We start from the raw sequence: 20,844 nt of genomic DNA, 5'->3' as shown, positions 1-20,844 counted from the left end.
CTGCCACCGCTGTCGGCCGAACGCGCCAAGCGCATCGCCAGTGCGTTCCTCCCCGACTGGCCGCTGGGCAACCGTTATCACTACTACTACGCGCGGGCCAAGCTGCGCAGCGACCCGCTGTATCCGGGCGTATGCGAAGCGCTGCGCGGTACCCGCGCGCCTCTGCTGGACCTGGGCTGCGGCCTGGGCCTGCTCGCCCATGCGCTGCACGAGGAGGACCTGGGTCTGCGCTACTTCGGCGTGGACCACGATGCGCGCAAGATCGTCGATGCCCGCCGCGCCGCCTCGCGCCGCGGCCTGGCCGATGCCGGCTTCGAGACCCAGGACCTGTCGCGCACCCTGCCGCCGCACCGCGGCAGCGTGGCGATGCTGGACGTGCTGCAGTTCTTCACCCCCGAGCGCCAGCAGGCGATCGTGGACGGCATGATCGGCATGCTCGAACCGGGCACGAAGCTGGTGATCCGCACCGGCCTGGACGATGGCAGCGGCCGCGGCCACGTCACCCGGATCACCGACCGCCTGTCGCACCTGCTGGGCTGGATGAAATCGGCGCCGCGCCACTATCCCGATGCGGCGCAGCTGCGTGCATGCTTCGACGCGGCCGGCCTGCGCAGCGAGTTCTCGCCGCTGGCCGGCGATACCCCGTTCAACAACTGGCTGGTGGTCGCTTCGCGCGATTGAGCGCGCCTGCCTCGCCAGGCCGTCGCGGCCCCGCTTCAGGCCAGCTGCGCCGATTCCACCACGTGCTGCCCGGGCGGTGCCTGCAACGCAGCCTCCACCAGTGCGGCGGCGATGCGCGACGCCGGATTGATCCGCCAGGCTCGCGGCAGGACCGCGCCGAGCGCGCGCAACACGACCGAGGCCATCGCCTCGCCCGTGCGCGTCTCGGCGCGTTCGCCACCGATCAGTCCTGGCCGCACGAAGGTCAGCGATGGGAAATCCAGTGTGGCCAGGTCACGTTCCAGCTCACCCTTGACCCGGCTGTAGAAGATGCGCGAACCGGCGTCGGCGCCCTTCGCCGAGTTCAGCGCATACGCGCCGGCGCCATGGCGGCGCGCCAGGATGGCGACCTGCAGCGGATAGTCGTGGTCGATCCGGCGGAACGCCTCCTGGCTGCCGGCGACCTTGATCGTGGTGCCGAGCGTGCAGATGACCGCATCCACTGCCCACCAGGGGGCATCCACGGGCAGGGCGTCATAGTCCACGCGTACGTCCTGCAGTTTCGGATGCGGTAGCAGCGGCCGCCGCGAGGGCGCGACCACCCGCCCCACGCGCGAATCGGCCAGCAGCAGGTCCAGCACGTGGCGGCCGACCAGCCCGGTGGCGCCGGCGAGCAGCACGGTTTTGGGTGGATGACCGGATGCGTCCATCGCCGCACGATAGCCGATCACGGCGGTGGTGCAAGGCGCTGGTGACTGCGGGGTCCGAGAACCCGTACCCGGTTCGGCCGGCAGGCCCGGCGCGACCTCGCTGGCCTTCGCACTGTGGGCGAGACACAGCTACTGCGGCGGTTCGACGACCCCGTACCCCTCTTCGGCCAGCAGGCACAGCATGGCCTCGATGATCTCAACGCTGCGACCGTGCGCGGCGCCTTCGTGCAGCAGCACGATCGCACCGGGATGCAGGCCCCGGGTGATCCGCTGCAGCACGCGCACCGGGTCGCCGTCGACCGCGTCGTAGCCGCGCGCGGTCCACGCCACCCGTGCCAGGCCGTGCGCGTGCAGCGGCGCGGCGACGAAGGGATTGGTGTGCCCGACCACCGAACGGAACCAGCGCGGCGGCGTTCCCGCCACTTCGGCCAGTGCCTGCTGCGCCCTTTCGATCTCGCGCGCCATGGTCGCCGGTCCCAGCCGCCAGAAGCGCGCGGCCGGATGGGTCTGGCTGTGGTTGCCGATGCCATGGCCGCGGCGCACGATCTCGGCGACCAGCGCCGGGCGCGCCCGCGCGCGTTCGCCGACCAGGAAGAACGTGGCGCGGGCATCGTGGCGGTCGAGCACATCGAGGATGGCGGCCGTGTCGTCGGAAGGACCATCGTCGATCGTCAGCCACACCGCGCGATCGGCGCCGGGCAACCGCACCAGCACCGGTGCGTACAGCCGCGAGCGCGGCAGGAAAACCGGCACGATGAACGCCATGTGCGACAGCACCAGCGCCGGCAAGCCCCAGGCCCAGCCCAGCCACCCCCACAACGCCAGCACCGCCAGCTGCGACAGCAGAAGCCATGCCCACCACCTTCGCGGGGTGCGTGGGATGCGATGCAGCGTTGCCGGGGCGCTCATCGCCGCATGATGCCACGGGGGTAGAATGGCGGGCCCGGAATCCCCCTTTGCGAGTCCCCCATGTCCCTCGATCCCGCCCTGCGTTCGCGCATCGAATCGCTGCTCCAGGCCAACCGCGTCGTGCTGTTCATGAAGGGCCAGCCCGGCATGCCGCAGTGCGGCTTCTCGGCCAAGGCTACCGGCGTGCTGGAAGACCTGGGCATCGAGTACGCCCATGTCAACGTGCTGGCTGACCAGGACATCCGCGAGGGCATCAAGGTGTTCGGCAACTGGCCGACGATCCCGCAGCTGTACATCGACGGCGAACTGGTCGGCGGCAGCGACATCATCGAGCAGCTGTCGGCCAGCGGCGAGCTGTCGCAGCTGCTGGGCCTGCCCGCACAGGACCGCACGCCCCCGCAGGTCACGGTCACGCCGGCCGCCGCCGAGAAGCTGGCCGGCGCACTGGGCGATGCCGGCAACGCGGCGCTGTCGCTGTCGATCGACGCGCGCTTCCAGCCGCGCTTCCAGATCGCCCCGCGCAACGACAACGCCATCGCGGTGGACGTGCAGGGCCTGCGCATCCAGTTCGACCCGGCCAGCGCGCGCCGCGCCAACGGCATCACCATTGACTGGGTCGACGACGTCCGCGGCCAGGGCCTGGCGATCGACAACCCGAACGCGCCCAAGTCCGTGCAGGCGATCACCCCGGCCGAAGCCGACCGCCAGGTCCGCGCTGGCGAGCTGGTGCTGGTCGACGTGCGTCCGCCGGAAGAGCGCGCCATCGCATCGGTCGCGGTGGCGCATCGCACCTTCGACGGCTCCGGCCGCGAGGACCTGGAAGCACTGCCGAAGGACACCCGCCTGGCGTTCCTGTGCCACCACGGCGGCCGCAGCGGCCAGGCCGCGACGGAATTCAGCGGCAAGGGCTTCGGCAACGTCTTCAACATCGAGGGCGGTATCGACCGCTGGGCGACGGAAGTGGACGGCAGCGTACCGAAGTACTGAGCCGGCGGCCGGCCAGCCCGGCCCGCGCAGCGCCCGGAAGCGGAGCCCTCGTGGCTCCGTTTTCTTTTCCGCCGCGTCAGAAGCCGCCGCCGGCGTCGAGCCAGGCCTGCTCTTCGGGCGTGCTTTGCCGGCCCAGGGCCCGGTTGCGGTGCGGGAAGCGACCGAAGCGCTCGATCACCTCCTGGTGGGCGATCGCATACTTCGTATAGACCTCGTTGCCGAGTCCCTCGAACAGTTCGACCGCACGCCGCTGGTCGGCCAGGTCTTCGGAATGCTCGAACGGCATGTAGAAGAACGCGCGCAGTTCCGGTTCCACCGTGCGGTCGTGGCCGGCCTGCAGCGCAGCTTCGGCGTAGTGCCGCGCCAGGCCGTCGGTGGCGAAGGCGTGCCCGGTTCCGCGGAACACGTTGCGCGGGATCTGGTCCAGCAGGACCAGCAGCGCCAGCGCGCCTTCGGCGGTCTCCCGCCAGTCTTCATGGCCGCGCCGCGCCGCGACCAGGTGCGCATCGAGGAACCGGGCCTCGCACTCGCGGTCGAAGCCGGCGTCGCCGTTGAACCAGGCCTGCATGCCGGCCTGCCGCCAGAATCCCACCACCTCTTCGATCGTCGTTGCCACGTCGTGCCTCCGCGAATTTCCGCCAATCATGCGCCATCGCGCGTTGCCGGCACGTGCAGCGGGCAGTTCCGTGACCGCGATCGGCCACACCCCTCCATCGGCACATTGCATGCCGGGCGCCAGCCGTTTAGGTTCGGTGGCCACGGCTTCACCTCGGGGAAAACCATGCGCCACCCTCTGCTCGCCACCGCGGGCCTCGCTGTCATGGGCACGATCGCCTGCGGCCTCGCTCCGGCCGCCAACGCGGCGTCGCGTTTCACCGACGATCCGTATCCCAGCACCTACAAGCCGCTGCCCTCCGAAGCGGTGCTGCTGCGCAATGCGACGGTGCTCACCGGCACCGGCCAGCGCCTGGACGGCGCCGACGTACTGATGCGCGACGGCAGGATCGTCCAGGTCGGCGCCGGACTGTCCGCCGAAGGCGCGCGCGTGGTCGACGCCACCGGCAAATGGATCACGCCCGGCATCATCGACGTGCATTCGCACCTGGGCGTGTATCCCAGCCCGGGCGTCAAGGCGCACAGCGATGGCAACGAGATGACTGCGCCGGTCACCGCCAATGTCTGGGCCGAGCATTCGGTGTGGCCGCAGGACCCGGGCTTCGCCGCCGCGCTGGCGGGCGGCATCACCACCCTGCAGGTGCTGCCCGGCTCGGCCAACCTGGTGGGCGGCCGCGGCGTGACCCTGCGCAACGTGCCGGCCACCAGCTACCAGGCGATGAAATTCCCCGGCGCGCCATGGGGCCTGAAGATGGCCTGCGGCGAAAACCCCAAGCGCGTGTACGGCGGCAAGGGCACCGCGCCGTCGACCCGGATGGGCAATGTCGCCGGCTACCGCGCCGCCTTCATCGACGCCAGCGAATACCTGCGCAAGAACGGCGGCGGCAAGCCGCAGGAAAAGCCCAAGCGCAAGTGGTGGCAGTCATCCGGTGATGGCAACGACAGCGCCGGCGACGCCGGCGGCAAGCGCGACCTCAAGCTCGATACGCTGGCCGGCGCGATCAACGGCGACATCCTCGTGCATATCCACTGCTACCGCGCCGACGAGATCACCACGATGATCGACCTGGCCAAGGAATTCGGCTTCAGGATCGCCGCGTTCCACCATGGCGTGGAGGCGTACAAGGTCGCCGACCGGCTCGCCGAGGAGGGCATCTGCGGCGCGCTGTGGGCCGACTGGTGGGGCTTCAAGATGGAGGCCTTCGACGGTATCCAGGAGAACATCGCCCTGGTGGACCGCCCGAAGAACGGCTGCGCGATCGTGCATTCCGATTCGGAAGAAGGCATCCAGCGGCTCAACCAGGAAGCGGCCAAGGTCGTCGCCAACGCCCGCCGTGCAGGGATGGATATCCCGCCGGAACGCGCGATCACCTGGCTGACCTCCAACGCCGCGCGCTCGCTGGGCGTGGCCGACCGCACCGGCAGCCTGGAGGCCGGCAAGCTGGCCGACGTGGTGGTCTGGAACCAGTCGCCCTTCAGTTCCTATGCGCATGCCGAACAGGTCTACATAGATGGCGCGCGCATCTACGACCGCGACGACCCTGCACGGCAACCGCGTTCGGACTTCATGCTCGGCCAGCCCGCCGCCGCCCCGGGAGGTGTGCTGTGAGCCGCCGCCATCGCATGCACCCGCTCGCCCGCCTGGTCCGGGCCGGCCTGGCCGCCGGTCTTCTCGCTGCGGCATCGCTGCCGTCCTTCGCCCAGGACCTGCTGATCCGCAACGCCACCGTGCACACCGCGGGTGCGCAGGGCACGCTGCAGAACGCCGACGTGCTGGTCCAGGGCGGCACCATCCGCGCGGTCGGCGAAGGACTGACCGCCCCCGCCGGCGTGACCACGGTCGAAGCCGGCGGCAAGCCGCTGACCCCGGCGCTGTTCGGCGGCATCACCGACATCGGCCTGGAGGAAGTCTCCGGCGAAGCACCGACCGTCGACGGCGAGCTGTCGCTGGAAGACCAGCCGGTGCGGCCGGAGTTCGACGTGACCCTGGCCTACAACCCTGCCTCGGTGCTCATCCCGGTGGCGCGCGTGGAAGGCCTGGGCTTCACCCTGCTGGCCGCCGGCAGCGGCAAGTCCTTCGTCGCCGGCCAGGGCGGAGTCATGCGGCTGGACGGCAGCGCCGACCCGATCGGTCCGCGCGCGCTCTTCATCCGCCTCGGTGCCGGTGCAGCCGACCTGAGCGGCAAGTCGCGCGCGGCGCAGTGGATGCTGCTGGACCAGATGGTGTCGGAGGCGCGTGGCCGCGTGCCGACCGATTCACCGCATGCCCTGCTCACCCCTGCCGGACGTGCCGTGCTGGCGCGCTTCCTCAACGGGCAGGGCCGGATCGTGGTCAAGGTCGACCGCGCCGCCGACATCCGCCAGTTGTTGCGCTGGGCCGCACGCGAGCGCGTCCGCATCGCGATCGCCGGGGGCGCGGAAGCCTGGCAGCTGGCGCCGCAGATCGCGCAGGCCCAGGTGCCGGTGTTCGTCGATGCGCTGGCCGACCTGCCGGGCAACTTCGACCAGATCGGCGCGACCCTGCGCAATGCAGCGATGCTCGAACAGGCCGGCGTGGACGTGAGCTTCACCCAGGCTGGCGACGCCTCGCACAACGCGCGCAAGGTGCGCCAGCTGGCCGGCAACGCGGTGGCCCACGGACTGCCGTGGGAGGCAGGCCTGGCCGGCCTGACCCGGATCCCGGCGCAGGCATTGGGCGTGGGCGACCGCATCGGCACGATTGCCGTTGGCCGCAGCGCCGACCTGGTGCTGTGGACCGGCGATCCGCTGGACGTGATCAACACCGCGCAGCAGGTCTGGCTCGGTGGCCGCGCCATGCCGATGCGTTCGCGCCAGACCGACCTGCGCGACCGCTACCTACGCGGCACCGGCGACAGCGGACTGCCGCCGGCGTACTCGCGCTGACCCTTGCAAGCCCGCGCGCGCCGGCACACGCTGGCGCGCGTCGTCACCCCGGAGTCGTGACATGGCCGACATCAATATCTGGGCGGTGCTGGCTGCCGCCGCCTCCGCTTTCCTGCTCGGCGGCCTCTGGTACGGACCGCTGTTCAAGCAGGCCTGGTGCCGCGAAGCCGGCGTGGATCCGGACAAGCCCAACGGCCATCCGGCCGCGATCTTCGGCGGCGCGTTCCTGCTCAGCCTGGTCGCCGCAGCGGTGTTCGCGGTATTCCTCGGCCCGGCACCGGCGCTCGCGCATGCGGTCGGTGCCGGCATCGCTGCCGGCCTGTGCTGGGTCGCGGCCAGTTTCGGCATCAATTACCTGTTCGCGGGCCGCTCGCTGAAGCTGTGGCTGATCGATGGTGGCTACCACACGCTGCAGTTCGCCCTGTACGGACTGGTCCTGGGCCTGTGGCACTGAACGATCCCGGCCGCAGGTGCTGGCCGGGCTGATCCATTCCGCCGGGAGTTCGCCCATGTCGCCGCGCTGGTACTTCGATTTCGTCTCGCCGTTCTCCTACGTGCACTGGCAGAAGATCCGTCCGCTGGCCGAGGCCGGGCGCGTGGACGCGGTGCCGATCGTGTTCGGCGCGGTGCTGCATGCCCATGGCATCCGCGGCCCGGCCGAGATCCCGAAGAAACGCGAGTTCATCTACCGCCAGGCGCTGTGGCAGGCCGCTCGCGAGGGCGTACCGCTGGCATTCCCGCCGGCGCACCCGTTCAACCCGCTGGCCGCGCTGCGGCTGTGCGTGGCGGCCGGGTCCACCCCGCAGGCGATCACCACGATCTTCGATGCCATCTGGCGCGAAGGCCGCAGTGGCGACGATGCCGTGGCGGCGGCCGCGCCGGGACTGGGCATCGACGATCCGGCCTCCGCCCTCGCCGACCCGGGCGTGAAGGAGCGCCTGCGCGCGAACACCGACGCGGCGCTGGCCGCGGGCGTATTCGGCGTACCGACCCTGGCCGTGGACGGGGAGCTGTTCTGGGGCAACGACAGCCACGCGCTGATGCTGGCGGTGCTCGAAGACCCTGGCCTGCTGCGCGAAGGGCCGATGGCGGCGGCCGCCACACTGCCGGTGGGCATCGAACGCCGCCGCTGAACCGGCTTCCGGCAGTCGCCACGCGCGCCGGTTTTGCGATAGGGTTCACACTCAAGAAGTGCGGGCCTACACGGGAGGGGCTATGCGCATCGGAATCGTGGTCGACTCGACCTGCGACCTGCCGTCGGACTACATCGAAAGCAACAACGTCGTCCTGCTGCCCATCACCGTGCGCATCGGCGACGCGGTGCTCGCAGACCACCGCGACGAGGAGGCCACGTTGAGCTTCCTGCACGCGCACGTGGCCGAGCACGGCCACGAGGCCGAGACCATTCCCTATTCGGTCGACCAGATCCGCGACCTGTTCCTGGGCAAGCTGGTCGTCGATTACGACCACGTGTTCTGCCTGACCGTCACCAAGAGCCGCAGCCCGATCCACGAGCACGCGGTCCAGGCCAGCTTCGCGATCCTCAACGACTACAAGCCCGTGCGCCAGGCCGCCGGCTACAACTCGCCGTTCGCGTTGCGGGTGATCGACAGCCAGAACCTGTTCGCCGCCCAGGGCATCGGCGTGGTCGAGGCGGTGCGCATGCGCAAGGCAGGCGACAGCGTGCAGAAGATCCGCGAGCGGCTGGAGGAACTGGCGCTCAACACGCACGGCTACATGGTGCCGCCGGACCTGTACTACCTGCGCAACCGCGCCCGCACCAAGGGCGACCGCAGCGTGAGCCTGTTCAGCGCCGCGCTGGGCACCGCGCTGGACATCAAGCCGATCCTGCACTGCTACCGGGGCGCGACCGCGCCCGCGGGCAAGATCAAGGGCTTCGAGCCGGCGGTGCAGAAACTGTTCGATTTCACGATCGAGCGGATCAAGGCCGGGCTGATGACCCCGACCCTGTGCATCAGCTATGGCGGCGAGCTGGCCGAACTGCGCGCGCTGCCCGGTTATGCGCGCCTGCGCGACGCCTGCGCTTCCAACAGCATCGAACTGCTGGAAAGCGTGATGAGCCTGACCGGCATGGTCAACGTCGGCAAGGGCGCCGTGGTGGTCGGCTTCGCGGCCGCCCCGCACAAGTTCGGCTGAGCCGGACGCGGCGCCGCGCCCGTGGCGCCCACGCAGGCTTCGCGGACGGACTGCTAGATTGCCGGCATCGTCACCTGGAGCCGAGCCATGCCCGTCCGTTACCAGATCCGCCTGCCCGACGCGGCGCAGGCGCGCGGCCAGGAACCTTCGCTTTCCTTCAGCGCGCACGGCGCCGAAGGCCTTGCCGCGCAGTTGCAGGACGCGCTGCGCACGCCGGGCCTGTTCGAACGCTGGCGCGCCCTGCAGGCCGAGCCCGACGACGTCGACCCGGCCCTGGGGGTTACCGATCCGCTTGCCCAGGTCAGCGGCGAGCAGCGCGACCTGTCGATCGACCTGGTCGCGTTGACCGCCATTCCCGGCGACATCCTCAAGCATCGCCTGCGCCTGCTGGCTGGCAGCCGCTGGGAACTGCGCAACGTCACCCGCGCCTGAGATGCCAGCCACGCAGGTAATGCTTGCCTGGAGCGGCGGCAAGGACGCGGCATGGGCCCTTCACGACCTGCGCCAGCGCGACGACGTGGAGGTGGTCGCGCTGCTGACCACGGTGACCCGCGAGTACGCGCGCGCCTCGATGCAGGGCATCCGCGTGGACGTGCTGCGGGCACAGGCGGCCGCCGCGGGCCTGCCGCTGCTGGAGGCTCACATCCCGGCCCGCTGTGGAAACGGCGACTACGACGCCGCGATGGGTCAGGCGCTGGCCGAGGCCGGATCGCGTTGGCCGGGACTGCGCACTGCGGCTTTCGGTGACCTGTTCCTGGCCGACATCCGCGCGTATCGCGAACAGCGGCTGGGTGCGGCCGGCTGGGAGCTGCTGACGCCCCTGTTCGGCGCCGATACCGCGGCACTGGCCCGGCAGATGCAGGCCGGCGGCCTGCGCGCGCACCTGTGCTGCGTGGACACGCAACAGCTGGATGCGCGTTTCGCCGGTCGCGCCTTCGACGACGTCCTGCTGGGCGAACTCCCGGCAGGCGTCGATCCCTGCGGCGAGAACGGCGAGTTCCACACCTGCGTGCAGGCCGGGCCGATGTTCGCTTCGCCGCTGGACCTGCGGTGCGGCGAGACGGTCCTGCGCGACGAGCGTTTCGCCTACACCGACTTCAGTCTCGCCACGCCCCGGGCGATCTAGGTCGCGCGCTCAGTGATGGCCGCACCCGGCGTGGTGCTCGTGCGGCACGCCGGCGTGCATCTTCGCCTCGCCGTGCAGCGCGGCGGCATGGTGGACGATGTGCTCGCCGATGAAACTGGCGATGAAGTAGTAGCTGTGGTCGTAACCCGGACGCATGCGCAGCTGCAGCGGATGCCCGGCGGCGACCGCGGCGGCCTGCAGCAGCTGCGGGCGCAGCTGGCCGTCGAGGAACTCGTCGTCGCCACCCTGGTCGACCAGCAGGGGCAGCTTCTCGGCCGCGCTGCGTACCAGCTCGCTGGCATCCCAGGCTTTCCAGGTTTCGCGATCCTCGCCCAGGTAGGCGGAGAACGCCTTCTCGCCCCACGGCACCTTCGACGGCGCCACGATCGGCGAGAACGCCGACACGCTGCGGTAGCGACCGGGATTGCGCAACGCGACCACCAGCGCGCCGTGGCCGCCCATCGAATGACCGCTGAGCGCGCGCGCGTCGCTTACCGGAAAGTGCGCCTCGACCAAGGCTGGCAGCTCGCTGGCCACGTAGTCGTACATGCGGTAGTGCGCTGCCCATGGCTCCCGGGTGGCGTTGACGTAGAAACCGGCACCCTTGCCCAGGTCGTAGCCGTCGGCATCGGCCACGCCATCACCACGCGGACTGGTGTCGGGCGCCACGATCACCACGCCGTGTTCGGCCGCATAGCGCTGCGCACCGGCCTTGGTGATGAAGTTCTGCTCGTTGCAGGTCAGGCCGGACAACCAGTAAAGCACCGGCAGCTTCGCGCCCTGCGCCGCCTGCGGTGGCAGGTAGACGGCGAAGTTCATCGTGCAGCCGAGCACCTCCGATTCGTGCCGGTACACGTCCTGCCAGCCGCCGAAGCAGGCGCGATGTTCGATGCGTTCCATCAGAAATTCCTCAGTTCGTGCGCTCCTGCCAACCATCCAATCGGACAGCCCCTTTGGTAAAGGGGCGCGGCGGCAGCCGCGGGGATTCGTAGGTAAAGGAAAACGGGGCCCGCGCTTCCGCCATGGGCGCAAGCGCGGGAGGCAGCGCCTGCTTTCAGGCGCTGCCCTCCCCGTACCTCACGACCGAACGGATCGACTTGCCCTCGTGCATCAGCTCGAAGGCTTCGTTGATGTCTTCCAGCGGCATGGTGTGGGTCACGAACGGGGCCAGCTCGATGTCGCCGCGCATCGCATCCTCGACCATGCCCGGCAGCTGGCTGCGGCCCTTGACCCCGCCGAACGCGGTGCCCTTCCAGGTGCGGCCGGTGACGAGCTGGAACGGCCGGGTGGATATCTCCTGCCCCGCGCCGGCCACGCCGATGATCACCGACTGGCCCCAGCCGCGGTGCGCGCATTCCAGCGCCGCGCGCATCACGTTGACGTTGCCGATGCATTCGAACGAATGGTCCACGCCCCAGCCGGTCATCTCGACCACGACCTGCTGCACGGGTTTCTCGTGGTCCTTCGGATTGATGCAGTCGGTCGCGCCGAACTCCCTGGCCAGCTCGAACTTGGACGGGTTGGTGTCGATGGCGATGATGCGCCCGGCCTTGGCCTGGCGCGCGCCCTGGATCACGGCAAGACCAATACCGCCCAGGCCGAACACCGCGACCGAATCGCCCGGCTGCACCTTGGCCGTGTTGTGCACTGCTCCAATGCCGGTGGTGACGCCACAGCCGAGCAGGCAGACATGCTCGGGATTGGCGTCCGGATTGACCTTGGCCAGCGAAACCTCGGCCACGACCGTGTACTCGCTGAAGGTCGAGCAGCCCATGTAGTGGTAGATCGGCTGGCCGTTGTAGGAAAAGCGGCTGCTGCCGTCCGGCATCACGCCCTTGCCCTGGGTGGCGCGCACGGCCACGCACAGGTTGGTCTTGCCGCTCTTGCAGAACAGGCATTCGCCGCACTCGGCGGTATACAGCGGGATCACGTGGTCGCCGGGCTGCACGCTGGTGACGCCCTCGCCCACCTCGACCACGATGCCGGCGCCTTCGTGGCCGAGCACGACCGGGAACAGGCCTTCCGGATCGTCGCCGGACAGGGTGAACGCATCGGTGTGGCAGACGCCGGTATGGGTGATCCGCACCAGCACTTCGCCCTTGCGCGGCGGTTCGACGTCGATCTCGACGATCCTGAGAGGTTCGCCAGCGGCGAAGGCGACGGCGGCACGGGATTTCATGGCATGGACTCCTGCTATGCAACGGATGATTGCGTGGGCGGTTGCGGCGCGGCGCGCCGGCGGGCTTGGCCCGCTTACTTGAGGTACGAACGCACCAGCCCGGTCATTTCCTCGACCCGGGCCTGGCGCTGCGCTTCGGAGGTGGCCGGCTGGCCGAATTCCTCGCGGATATGCGCTTCCATGACTTCCGACATCAGGCCGTTGACCGCGCCGCGGATCGCCGCGATCTGCTGCAGCACCGGGCCGCAGTCGGCGCCTGATTCCAGCGCGCGCTCCAGCGCTTCGGCCTGGCCCATGATCCGGCGGACACGGGTGAGCACGCGCTTCTTCTCGTGGGCGGTGTGGGGCACGACGCACTCCCGGCCGGGTCGGCCTGTCGATACTGGGGGATAGTATCAACAGCGGCGCCGCGACACCACGTGCGGGCACCCTAAAGTTCGCGGGCCCGGGGGCCGATAGCGTGGTACAGGCATGTCCCGCCGACCTGTCGGTGGACGCGCACAGGGAACGGCGGAAACCCCCATGCTCAGAACCATCCACGTCGACCAGCTGCGCCCGGGCATGCACGTGCAGCGCTTGAACGGCCCCTGGTTGAAGCATCCGTTCTGGCGCTCCTCGTTCCTGGCTACCGAGCGCGACATCGAGCGGCTGCTCGCCAGCGAGGTGGAAACGGTCGACATCGACATCCGCCGCGGAGTGGATGCAGACGTGGCTGCTTCCGCCGGCGGGGACGCGCCCCCCATCCCAGCAGGCGTGCATGCCATCGAGTCACCGGCGCGATCGCCGGCGGCCCCTGCAGCCATCCCGGCCACCATGGACGCGGAACTGGGACGCGCACGGCGCATCTGCGAAGAGGGTCGCGACGCGGTCGCGGCGATGTTCCGCGAGGTGCGGATGGGCCGGATGATCGAACCGGAACGGATGGCGCCACTGGCCGAGGAGATCACCGCCTCGGTCGAGCGCCATCCCGGCGCGCTGATCAGCATCGCCCGGCTCAAGACCGCCGACGATTACACGTACATGCACTCGGTCGCGGTCAGTGCGCTGATGGTGGCGCTGGCGCGGCAACTGGACCTGGACGAAGACGCATGCCGCGAGGCGGCGATGGGCGGCCTGCTGCACGACATGGGCAAGGCGTGCATGCCCGTGGACATCCTCAACAAGCCCGGGCGGCTGACCGACGACGAGTACGCGGTCATGCGCACGCATCCGGAGGAAGGCGAACGCCTGCTGCGCGACAGCGGACTGGAGAACACCGCCGTGCTGCACATGGTCCGCCACCACCACGAGAAGTACGACGGCGGCGGGTACCCGGCGCAGCTGGAGGCGGACGCCACGCCGCTGCTGACCCGGATGAGCGCGGTGTGCGACGTCTACGACGCGATCACGTCCAACCGCCCGTACAAGGAAGGCTGGGACCCGGGTGAGTCGTTGCGACGCATGGTGTCGTGGAAGGGCCACTTCGACCCGGCGGTGCTCAAGGCGTTCGTCGCCAGCGTCGGCATCTATCCGGTCGGCTCGCTGGTACGACTTTCCAGCGACCGCCTTGCGGTGGTGGTCGAACAGCGCCCCGGCGCGTTGTCCGCACCGCGGGTCAAGGTGTTCTTCTCGGCCAGGTCGCGGACGCAGATCCTGCAGCACGAACTGGACCTGGCCGAAGCCGGTTGCGGTGAACGCATCATCGGCGTGGAGTCGCCGCAGCAGTGGGGCTTCCGCGAGCTGGAGAAACTCTGGGTGTCGTGAGCGGCGCGGTGTGCGAGCGCGCGCAGCTGGAACGCTCCCGTTCCGGCTGCGCGCAACTCGCCCGGCTACGCGGCCGTCACTTCACCCGGCGACCGTGCTTGAGCACGATGTCCACCCGCTGCAGCAGCGCGACCTGCTTCAGCACGTCGCCCTTGACCGCGATTATGTCGGCGTACTTGCCCTCGGCCACGGTGCCGTAGTCCTTGTCGGCCTTCATTGCCACCGCGGGCCAGTAGGTCGCCGCGCGGATCGCATCGATCGCCGGCACGCCCAGCCGGTTCACCCACACGTCCAGCTCGTTCCAGGTGCTGCCACTGTGGAACTTCATGGGGATGCCCGAATCGGTGCCCACCAGGAGCATCGCGCCGCTCTCGCGCAGCTGCTCGAACTTGCGCTGCAGGGTCGGCCAGCGCTGCGGGGTCTGCTGGAAATAGCCGATCCGCTCCGGGTGCGCGAGCGATGCCTTGATGTCGGCCACGATCTCCGGCGGCAATCCTTCGTGCCAGTCGTCGCCATCGATGAACTCGTGGTTCTTCACCGTGTACGGGAAGTTGTAAAGGCCCTCGATCGTGGGCGTCCAGAACAGCGGACCGGCCGCCATGTTGGCGGTGCGCTCGCGCAGCGCCGCGATCACGTCCGGCGGGTACTCCGGCGCTGCCGCCAGGCCGGTGTGCTCGAAGCCGTCCACTCCGGCCTCCAGGCCGCGGCGGATCTCCTCGGGACGGTGCGCGTGCGCCACCACCGGCAGGCCATGGCGGTGCGCCTCGTCGACGATCGCCTTGATTTCGGCGTCGCTCATTCCGTCCTGGTCGATCAGCTTGACCACGTCCACGCCCGCCTGCGCGAGCTTGCGCACCTTGGCCCGCGCATCGGCCGGTGAATCCACCCCCCAGCGGAACTGCTCGGTGCCCGGATAGGGCTTCTTCTGGATGAAGGGCCCGGACACGAACAGGGTCGGCCCCGGGATGCGGCCGCTGTTGACCGCATCGCGCACCGCGATGCTGTCCTCCAGCGGCCCGCCCAGGTCGCGCGCACCGGTGACCCCGGCCAGCAGCAACTGCCGGGCCGAGGCCGGCATGATCACGTCGCGGAACTGCGCCGGGTACGTCCTGTCCCAGTGCTCGTAATCGGCGTGGCCATTGATCATCAGGTGCACGTGCATGTCCCACAGCCCGGGCAGCACGGTCATGCCCTCGGTCGAGATCACCGTGGCGTCGGCCGGCACAGGCAGGGTCTCGACCGTGCCGACGGCGACGATGCGCTCGCCTTCGACCAGCACCACGCTGTCGCGGATCGGATCGCTGAGGCTGCCATCGACCAGGGTGCCACCGACCAGCGCGACCTTCTGCGCCGCCGCGCCTGGCGCAACCAGCAGGCATGCCACCAGCCACCAGCCCTTGACCCATACCTCCCGCATGCCCTGCTCCCGATCCGGTAAAGCCGCAGCCTAACCGGCGATACCGGCGGCGACCAAGGACAGGGGCGAGGTGCCCACGCCTGGATTGTCCTCGCGGCCCTGCTTCCGGCGTGTCCTGTCTGCGTGCGTCCCCATGCATGCCCAGACCACTGCCGAGCCGATACCGCCATGAACACCACCCGCCATCCGCTGAGCCTCTCCCTCGTCGCCACCCTGCTCGTCGCCCTGCCCGCCAGCAGCGCGCCATCCGCCGGGCCGGAAACCCAGGTCTGGATCGACGTGGCCACCCACAACCAGGCCGGCATGCCCGACATGGGCCAGATGATGGGCGGCATGGGCGGGATCGCCGCGAAGATGATGGGTGGCGCGCAGGGCACGATCGGCTATCCCGACGCGCGCCATCCGGTGTTCACCGGCAAGTTCTTCGACATCGCCATGCGCAACAGCCTGGCGCCGGGCAAGGATGCCGAGCAGCAGGTACCGGCCGGGCTGGGCCTGGGCGCATCGCTGCCGCTGTTGCCGCCGGTGGCCAGCCGCGGGCGCGAGACGGGCGGAACATCGGGCGTGCCCGAAGGCGAGATCCACCTCAAGTACTACTGGGGCTGCGGCAGCGAGGTGCGTGCCGGCCAGCCGCGCGAGGTGCACATGCGCGCCAAGGACGGGAAGTTCGAAATGAGCGGCGATCCCATGCAGGGCCGCTATGCGCCCGATCGCGGCATCGATCCGGATCCGTCCTACGTGTTGTGGCCGAACCCGAAGACGCAGAACCGCGCACCGGCCAACGCGTCGCTGGTGGGCCAGCACCGCATCACCGGCCCGGGCGTGCCCGAATCGCTCACGTTCGAGCTGCAGCAGGCCGCCGATTTCATGCCGAAGATCGCCCTGACCCAGTCCGGCCAGCTCGCGTCCGGACTGACCCTGGGCTGGCAACCGGTGGACCGGGCCAAGGCGTATTTCCTGCACGGGCTCAGCATGCAGGACAAGACCATCGTGATCTGGAGCAGCGCCGAAGTCCCCGATGCCGGCCAGGGCGTGGTCGACTTCCTCACCGGTGGACAGGTCGACCGCTGGCTCAAGGAAAAAGTGCTGCTGCCGCCGTCCACCACGTCATGCGCGATACCGAAGGGGATCTTCGCCGACGCCAGCACCGGCCAGGCCAGCCCGGGCATCCTGAGCATGATCGCCTACGGCCCCGAGACCCACATCACCTGGCCGCCGAAGCCGGCCGATCCGAAGCAGCCCTGGGATCCGGAATGGAACGTGCGCGTCCGCACCAAGTCCACCGCCGGCGCCCTGCTGGGCATGGACCTGTCGGGCATGGAGGGCATGGACGCCGGCGACGCGGCATCGCCGCAGGACCCGGGGCAGAAGAAGCCCGAGGAAGGCGCAACCAAGAAGCTGCTGAAGGGCCTGCTGCGTAACCTCTGAGCCCGGCCATGCGATGGCCGGCAACGGCCATCGCCGCGATTCAGTAGGCGAACTCGCCGAAGATCCGGTCGATGTCGCCGTTCCACGCACCGTTGAACAGCTCGAGCTTGCGCTCGGCCGCGGTCTGGCCGCTCTCGGCGATCTCGATCAGCGGATCGAGGAAGCGCGTTTCGTCGATCCCGTCCCCATTGCGCGCCGCGCGGCGACGCAGGCCGGCGATGGAGATCTTCAGCGCTTCGACCGCGAGCTCACGCACGCTGGCGCCGCGGACGTTGCCAAGCCGTGCCGGCAGCTTCAGCGCGCGCTCCGGCACGCCATCGCGCAGCGCATGGCGCTCGGCGGTGGTGAAGTCCTTGACCAGGTCCCAGGCCGCATCCAGCGCCGCGTCGTCGTACAGCAGGCCGACCCAGAAGGCCGGCAACGCGCACAGCCGGTTCCACGGACCGCCATCGGCGCCGCGCATTTCCAGGAACTTCTTCAGCCGCACCTCGGGGAAGGCGGTGGTCATGTGGTCGGACCAGTCGCGCAGCGTGGGCAGCGCCCCGGGCAGCACGTCGAGTTCGCCCTTGAGGAATTTCCGGAACGACTTGCCGGAGGCATCGACGTAGACGCCATCGCGGTAGGAGAAGTACATCGGCACGTCGAGCAGGTAATCGACGTAGCGCTCGTAACCGAAGCCGTCCTCGAACACGAAATCGAGCATGCCGGTGCGGTCCGGATCGGTGTCGGTCCAGATGTGCGAGCGGTAGCTGAGGTAGCCGTTGGGCCTGCCTTCGGTGAACGGCGAATCGGCGAACAGCGCGGTCGCCACCGGCTGCAAAGCCAGCGACACGCGGAACTTCTTCACCATGTCCGCTTCGGAGGCGTAGTCCAGGTTGACCTGCACCGTGCAGGTGCGGGTCATCATGTCCAGGCCGAGGCTGCCGACCCTGGGCATGTAGTCGCGCATGATCCGGTAGCGGCCTTTGGGCATCCACGGCATCTCGTCGCGGCGCCACTTGGGCTGGAAACCCATGCCGAGGAAGCCCAGCTGCAACTCGTCGGAGACCTGGCGCACCTCGTTGAGGTGGGTGCCCAGTTCCACGCAGGTCTGGTGGATGTCTTCGAGCGGCGCGCCGGAAAGTTCCAGCTGGCCGGCCGGCTCCAGGGTGACCGATGCGCTGTCGCGCAGCAGCGCGATCGTGCGCGGCGGCAGCCCGTCGACGCTCTCCTGCACGGGCGTCCAACCGAAGCGGGTCAGTCCGGTGAGCAGCGCTTCGATGCCGCGATCACCATCGAACGTCGGCGGGCGCAGGTCATCCAGGCGGAAACCGAATTTCTCGTGCTCGGTGCCGATGCGCCAGTCGCCCTTGGGCTTCTCCCCCGACGCGATGTAATCGACCAGCTGGTTGCGCTGGGTGATCGGGGTATCGGCGACGTGGCTGGGGCTCGACAAGGGCGGCTCGCACGGGACGGACGGGCTGCGATGGATGGGGCCTGCCGGCCGGCCTCGCAAGGGGCGCACTATAGCCTGTGGCCCCCTCCCGCCGGTGTCCCGGCACGGGGTTTGAGTGTTCCGTGCACGCGCGCCGATGGCTCCCGGTGCCGCCACCGGGTTACCCTGCCGCAATGCCGCGCAGCCACGCACCTTCCCGCCGCCATGCCGAGCGCCACCGCACCCAGCGCGTGGGCTGGTTGCGCGCAGCCGTACTCGGCGCCAACGACGGCATCGTCTCGGTGGCCGGCGTGGTCGTGGGCGTGGCCGCCAGTGGCGCCAGCGCGCAGGTGGTCCTGGCCACCGGCGTGGCCGCGGTGGTCGCCGGTGCGATGTCGATGGCCGCCGGCGAATACGTTTCGGTGCAATCGCAGGCCGATACCGAAGCGGCCGACCTGGCGATCGAGCGCCAGGAACTGGCGAGCGAGCCACGGCTCGAACAGGAAGAGCTGGCCCATATCTACGTTCAGCGCGGACTGTCGCCTGCACTGGCCCGCCAGGTTGCCGACGAACTCACCGCACATGACGCCCTGGCCGCCCATGCCCGCGACGAACTCGGCATCACCGAATCCCTGCGGGCACGCCCGCTGCAGGCGGCGCTGTCTTCGGCGGCGGCATTCACGGTCGGAGCGGCGTTGCCGATCGGTGCCGCACTGCTGGCACCGATCGAGCGGGTCACTGTGGCCACCACGGCCGTCACCCTCGCCGGACTGCTGCTGTCCGGTGGCGTGGCGGCGTGGCTGGGCGGGGCACCGGTCCTGCGCGGCGCGCTGCGGGTCGGCTTCTGGGGTGCGCTGGCGATGGCCGCCTCGCACGCGATCGGCGGCCTGTTCCACGTGGCGGTCTGACGACCCCGCGGGAAGCGTCGCCGGGAAGCCCCGCCGGAGACGGGCCGCGCTAGGCCAGCTCGAGCCAGCCGTTGACCACGGCGCGCGCTTCGTCGACGCCCTGCTTGCTCTCGCCCGAGAAGGTCTGCACGCCGACGCTGCTTTCGCCGAAGGCCGATGCCAGTTCCTTGCGCACCGCCTGCAAGGCCTGCGCCTGCTGGCCGCGACCGAGCTTGTCGGCCTTGGTCAGCAAGGCATGCGCCGGGAGGCCGCGGGTCACCGCGTAGGTGAGCATCTGCCGGTCGTAGTCCTTGAGCGGATGGCGGATGTCCATCACCACCACCAGGCCACGCAGGGCCTCTCGCTGGCGGAAATACTTGTCGATGAAGCCCTGCCAGTGCGCCCGCAGTTCCATCGGCACCTTGGCGTAGCCGTAACCGGGCAGATCGACCAGGTAGCGCTGCGGCACGACCTCGAAGAACACCAGCTGCTGGGTCCGGCCGGGGGTCTTGGAGACGCGGGCCAGGGCGTTCTGCCGGGTCAGCGCGTTGAGCGCGCTGGACTTGCCGGCGTTGGACCGGCCGGCGAAGGCGACCTCGTGGCCGCCGTCGGCCGGCAACTGCGCAAGCGTGTGCGCCGAGCCCAGGTAGTGGGCCTTTTCGAGTGGATTGGACATGGGCATAGGATCGCACGGCACGGGCCTGGCGTTGCCGCGACCGGCCGCGGCGGGTTGTTTCGTTGACCGTCGCGCCCCGCGACAGGGATAATCCGGACGTTTCGCGGCCGCCATTCCACTGGCGTGACCGCCTTTGATCGGGTCTCCGGAGCTCTAGCCCATGCGCCACGCTCGCGTTTTCACCCTTGCCGGACTGGCCCTCGCGGTCACCGCCGTCGCCGCCTATGCCGCACAGACCACGGTGGTGCCGGTCCCGGACAACGCGCCCGTGCAGTCCGCCCCGCTCGAAGTCGACCTGAGCAAGACCCATTGGGGCGATGCCGAAGCCGGCGCCGGCAAGGCCGCCGCCTGCGCGGCCTGCCACGGCGCCGACGGCAACCCGGCCATCCCGGTCTACCCGCGCATCGCCGGCCAGAGCGAGCGCTTCATCGCCAAGCAGCTGGCCCTGTTCGCCAGCGGCGAGCGCCACAGCGGCATGGCCGCGGTGATGGCGCCGTTCGCCCAGGCGCTGAGCCCGCAGGACATGCGCGATGTCGGCGCCTTCTTCGCCAGCCAGAAGTCCGGCGCCGGCGTGGCCGACGACACCGTGGTCGCGGACGGCCCGTACGAAGGCCTGAAGTACTTCGAGATCGGCCAGCGGCTGTTCCGCGCCGGCGACGCCGAACGCGGCATCCCGGCCTGCTCGGCCTGCCACGGCCCGACCGGTACCGGCAACCCGGGACCGCCGTACCCGCACATCGCCGGGCAGATGTCGGACTACACCGTCCAGCGCCTGACCGAGTACAAGGCCGGCACGACCAGCGAGCGCGACCCGGCTTCGTTCCACATCATGGCCAAGGTCGCCGGCAAGCTCACCGAGCAGGAGATCGGCGCCCTGGCCAGCTACCTGCAGGGCCTGCACGACCATGCCGATGACGCCGAGGTCGCCAGCGCCGAACCGCGCTCGTGAAACTTTGCGGCGCCGGCGCGGTCTGACCCACGCGGTCCCTCTCTCCATATTTGCGCCGGCCCCATGGCCGGCGTCGTTTTTTC

The 20,844-nt window shown here is 69.8% G+C and carries 22 protein-coding genes; 13 read left to right on the top strand and 9 right to left on the bottom strand.

Annotated elements, in window-relative coordinates:
* Positions 1-9 precede the first annotated feature (9 nt).
* Complete coding sequence (locus MNQ95_RS08170) at positions 10-681, top strand: methyltransferase domain-containing protein (protein ID WP_162410069.1); 672 nt, start codon at positions 10-12, stop codon at positions 679-681.
* A gap of 35 nt (positions 682-716) precedes the next feature.
* Here the strand turns inward: MNQ95_RS08170 and MNQ95_RS08165 are convergent, their stop codons facing one another.
* Together MNQ95_RS08165 and MNQ95_RS08160 are read right to left on the bottom strand one after the other, a co-directional pair.
* Positions 717-1,370 carry a Rossmann-fold NAD(P)-binding domain-containing protein gene (locus tag MNQ95_RS08165; protein ID WP_241954393.1) on the bottom strand — a complete coding sequence of 218 codons (654 nt, stop codon included), beginning with the start codon at positions 1,368-1,370 and terminating at the stop codon, positions 717-719.
* 129 nt (positions 1,371-1,499) lie between these two features.
* Entirely contained in the window at positions 1,500-2,279 is a 780-nt protein-coding gene (locus tag MNQ95_RS08160) for a polysaccharide deacetylase family protein (protein WP_162409980.1), read from the bottom strand.
* Between the two features lie 60 nt (positions 2,280-2,339).
* On the opposite strand from MNQ95_RS08160, the gene grxD reads away from it, so the two are divergent.
* Positions 2,340-3,266 carry a Grx4 family monothiol glutaredoxin gene (grxD, locus tag MNQ95_RS08155; protein ID WP_162409981.1) on the top strand — a complete coding sequence of 309 codons (927 nt, stop codon included), beginning with the start codon at positions 2,340-2,342 and terminating at the stop codon, positions 3,264-3,266.
* Positions 3,267-3,342: 76 nt separating this feature from the next.
* On the opposite strand, the gene MNQ95_RS08150 is transcribed toward grxD, so the two are convergent.
* Positions 3,343-3,834: a DUF924 family protein gene (locus MNQ95_RS08150; protein WP_238390320.1), complete on the bottom strand. Its 492-nt coding sequence runs from the start codon at positions 3,832-3,834 to the stop codon at positions 3,343-3,345.
* Positions 3,835-4,047: 213 nt separating this feature from the next.
* On the opposite strand from MNQ95_RS08150, the gene MNQ95_RS08145 reads away from it, so the two are divergent.
* From MNQ95_RS08145 to MNQ95_RS08115, 7 genes are all read left to right on the top strand, one after another.
* Entirely contained in the window at positions 4,048-5,490 is a 1,443-nt protein-coding gene (locus MNQ95_RS08145) for an amidohydrolase (RefSeq protein ID WP_162409983.1), read from the top strand.
* On the top strand, positions 5,487-6,785 hold the full coding sequence (locus MNQ95_RS08140; RefSeq protein ID WP_425501324.1) for an amidohydrolase family protein: 1,299 nt from the start codon (positions 5,487-5,489) through the stop codon (positions 6,783-6,785). The genes MNQ95_RS08145 and MNQ95_RS08140 overlap by 4 nt, the downstream gene beginning before the upstream one ends.
* A 61-nt stretch (positions 6,786-6,846) precedes the next feature.
* A complete protein-coding gene (locus tag MNQ95_RS08135; RefSeq protein ID WP_241952543.1) occupies positions 6,847-7,239 on the top strand; it encodes a DUF1761 domain-containing protein in 393 nt (130 codons plus the stop codon).
* Positions 7,240-7,294: 55 nt separating this feature from the next.
* Positions 7,295-7,918 carry a 2-hydroxychromene-2-carboxylate isomerase gene (locus tag MNQ95_RS08130; RefSeq protein ID WP_241952542.1) on the top strand — a complete coding sequence of 208 codons (624 nt, stop codon included), beginning with the start codon at positions 7,295-7,297 and terminating at the stop codon, positions 7,916-7,918.
* A gap of 82 nt (positions 7,919-8,000) precedes the next feature.
* The gene (locus tag MNQ95_RS08125) at positions 8,001-8,942 is read left to right on the top strand and encodes a DegV family protein (RefSeq protein ID WP_162409985.1); all 942 of its coding nucleotides are present in this window, start codon (positions 8,001-8,003) and stop codon (positions 8,940-8,942) included.
* An 87-nt stretch (positions 8,943-9,029) separates the two neighbouring features.
* Positions 9,030-9,374 (top strand): hypothetical protein, encoded by a 345-nt coding sequence (locus MNQ95_RS08120; protein WP_162409986.1) that lies wholly within the window; start codon positions 9,030-9,032, stop codon positions 9,372-9,374.
* 19 nt (positions 9,375-9,393) lie between these two features.
* Positions 9,394-10,068 (top strand): Dph6-related ATP pyrophosphatase, encoded by a 675-nt coding sequence (locus MNQ95_RS08115; protein ID WP_241952541.1) that lies wholly within the window; start codon positions 9,394-9,396, stop codon positions 10,066-10,068.
* 9 nt (positions 10,069-10,077) lie between these two features.
* Here MNQ95_RS08115 and fghA read toward each other — a convergent pair whose 3' ends face one another.
* From fghA to MNQ95_RS08100, 3 genes are all read right to left on the bottom strand, one after another.
* Positions 10,078-10,968 carry an S-formylglutathione hydrolase gene (fghA, locus tag MNQ95_RS08110; protein WP_241952540.1) on the bottom strand — a complete coding sequence of 297 codons (891 nt, stop codon included), beginning with the start codon at positions 10,966-10,968 and terminating at the stop codon, positions 10,078-10,080.
* Positions 10,969-11,122: 154 nt separating this feature from the next.
* Complete coding sequence (locus tag MNQ95_RS08105; RefSeq protein WP_241952539.1) at positions 11,123-12,247, bottom strand: S-(hydroxymethyl)glutathione dehydrogenase/class III alcohol dehydrogenase; 1,125 nt, start codon at positions 12,245-12,247, stop codon at positions 11,123-11,125.
* A gap of 74 nt (positions 12,248-12,321) precedes the next feature.
* Positions 12,322-12,597: a metal/formaldehyde-sensitive transcriptional repressor gene (locus tag MNQ95_RS08100; RefSeq protein WP_162409990.1), complete on the bottom strand. Its 276-nt coding sequence runs from the start codon at positions 12,595-12,597 to the stop codon at positions 12,322-12,324.
* A 172-nt stretch (positions 12,598-12,769) separates the two neighbouring features.
* Here MNQ95_RS08100 and MNQ95_RS08095 point away from each other — a divergent pair, with 172 nt between their 5' ends.
* A complete protein-coding gene (locus MNQ95_RS08095) occupies positions 12,770-13,990 on the top strand; it encodes an HD-GYP domain-containing protein (RefSeq protein WP_241952538.1) in 1,221 nt (406 codons plus the stop codon).
* Positions 13,991-14,066: 76 nt separating this feature from the next.
* Here MNQ95_RS08095 and MNQ95_RS08090 read toward each other — a convergent pair whose 3' ends face one another.
* Positions 14,067-15,407, bottom strand: coding sequence for an amidohydrolase family protein (locus MNQ95_RS08090; RefSeq protein WP_241952537.1), 1,341 nt, complete (start codon positions 15,405-15,407; stop codon positions 14,067-14,069).
* A 168-nt stretch (positions 15,408-15,575) separates the two neighbouring features.
* Here MNQ95_RS08090 and MNQ95_RS08085 point away from each other — a divergent pair, with 168 nt between their 5' ends.
* Positions 15,576-16,835: a hypothetical protein gene (locus tag MNQ95_RS08085; RefSeq protein ID WP_241952536.1), complete on the top strand. Its 1,260-nt coding sequence runs from the start codon at positions 15,576-15,578 to the stop codon at positions 16,833-16,835.
* Positions 16,836-16,875: 40 nt separating this feature from the next.
* Here the strand turns inward: MNQ95_RS08085 and MNQ95_RS08080 are convergent, their stop codons facing one another.
* Positions 16,876-18,270, bottom strand: coding sequence for a glutamate--cysteine ligase (locus MNQ95_RS08080; protein ID WP_241952535.1), 1,395 nt, complete (start codon positions 18,268-18,270; stop codon positions 16,876-16,878).
* A gap of 173 nt (positions 18,271-18,443) precedes the next feature.
* Here MNQ95_RS08080 and MNQ95_RS08075 point away from each other — a divergent pair, with 173 nt between their 5' ends.
* Positions 18,444-19,157 carry a VIT1/CCC1 transporter family protein gene (locus tag MNQ95_RS08075; protein ID WP_241952534.1) on the top strand — a complete coding sequence of 238 codons (714 nt, stop codon included), beginning with the start codon at positions 18,444-18,446 and terminating at the stop codon, positions 19,155-19,157.
* 49 nt (positions 19,158-19,206) lie between these two features.
* On the opposite strand, the gene yihA is transcribed toward MNQ95_RS08075, so the two are convergent.
* The gene (yihA, locus tag MNQ95_RS08070) at positions 19,207-19,812 is read right to left on the bottom strand and encodes a ribosome biogenesis GTP-binding protein YihA/YsxC (protein ID WP_162409996.1); all 606 of its coding nucleotides are present in this window, start codon (positions 19,810-19,812) and stop codon (positions 19,207-19,209) included.
* Between the two features lie 160 nt (positions 19,813-19,972).
* Between yihA and MNQ95_RS08065 the strand changes: the two genes are divergently transcribed.
* The gene (locus tag MNQ95_RS08065) at positions 19,973-20,761 is read left to right on the top strand and encodes a c-type cytochrome (protein ID WP_162409997.1); all 789 of its coding nucleotides are present in this window, start codon (positions 19,973-19,975) and stop codon (positions 20,759-20,761) included.
* Positions 20,762-20,844: the final 83 nt, after the last annotated feature.

The organism is Pseudoxanthomonas daejeonensis (genome assembly GCF_022637495.1).
In the GTDB taxonomy this organism is placed as follows: Bacteria; Pseudomonadota; Gammaproteobacteria; order Xanthomonadales; family Xanthomonadaceae; genus Pseudoxanthomonas; species Pseudoxanthomonas daejeonensis.
The sequence above is the reverse complement of the archived record's forward strand: the minus strand, read 5'-3'. Positions and strand labels throughout refer to the sequence as shown.

Coding starts and splice junctions, on each gene's coding strand:
- MNQ95_RS08075 (WP_241952534.1), top strand. CDS start 18,444: ATGCCGCGCAGCCACGCACCTTCCCGCCGCCATGCCGAGCGCCACCGC.
- MNQ95_RS08085 (WP_241952536.1), top strand. CDS start 15,576: ATGAACACCACCCGCCATCCGCTGAGCCTCTCCCTCGTCGCCACCCTG.
- fghA (WP_241952540.1), bottom strand. CDS start 10,968: ATGGAACGCATCGAACATCGCGCCTGCTTCGGCGGCTGGCAGGACGTG.
- MNQ95_RS08130 (WP_241952542.1), top strand. CDS start 7,295: ATGTCGCCGCGCTGGTACTTCGATTTCGTCTCGCCGTTCTCCTACGTG.
- MNQ95_RS08095 (WP_241952538.1), top strand. CDS start 12,770: ATGCTCAGAACCATCCACGTCGACCAGCTGCGCCCGGGCATGCACGTG.
- grxD (WP_162409981.1), top strand. CDS start 2,340: ATGTCCCTCGATCCCGCCCTGCGTTCGCGCATCGAATCGCTGCTCCAG.
- MNQ95_RS08065 (WP_162409997.1), top strand. CDS start 19,973: ATGCGCCACGCTCGCGTTTTCACCCTTGCCGGACTGGCCCTCGCGGTC.
- MNQ95_RS08125 (WP_162409985.1), top strand. CDS start 8,001: ATGCGCATCGGAATCGTGGTCGACTCGACCTGCGACCTGCCGTCGGAC.
- MNQ95_RS08120 (WP_162409986.1), top strand. CDS start 9,030: ATGCCCGTCCGTTACCAGATCCGCCTGCCCGACGCGGCGCAGGCGCGC.
- MNQ95_RS08165 (WP_241954393.1), bottom strand. CDS start 1,370: ATGGACGCATCCGGTCATCCACCCAAAACCGTGCTGCTCGCCGGCGCC.
- MNQ95_RS08145 (WP_162409983.1), top strand. CDS start 4,048: ATGCGCCACCCTCTGCTCGCCACCGCGGGCCTCGCTGTCATGGGCACG.
- MNQ95_RS08090 (WP_241952537.1), bottom strand. CDS start 15,407: ATGCGGGAGGTATGGGTCAAGGGCTGGTGGCTGGTGGCATGCCTGCTG.
- MNQ95_RS08135 (WP_241952543.1), top strand. CDS start 6,847: ATGGCCGACATCAATATCTGGGCGGTGCTGGCTGCCGCCGCCTCCGCT.
- MNQ95_RS08150 (WP_238390320.1), bottom strand. CDS start 3,834: ATGCAGGCCTGGTTCAACGGCGACGCCGGCTTCGACCGCGAGTGCGAG.
- MNQ95_RS08115 (WP_241952541.1), top strand. CDS start 9,394: ATGCTTGCCTGGAGCGGCGGCAAGGACGCGGCATGGGCCCTTCACGAC.
- yihA (WP_162409996.1), bottom strand. CDS start 19,812: ATGTCCAATCCACTCGAAAAGGCCCACTACCTGGGCTCGGCGCACACG.
- MNQ95_RS08105 (WP_241952539.1), bottom strand. CDS start 12,247: ATGAAATCCCGTGCCGCCGTCGCCTTCGCCGCTGGCGAACCTCTCAGG.
- MNQ95_RS08160 (WP_162409980.1), bottom strand. CDS start 2,279: ATGAGCGCCCCGGCAACGCTGCATCGCATCCCACGCACCCCGCGAAGG.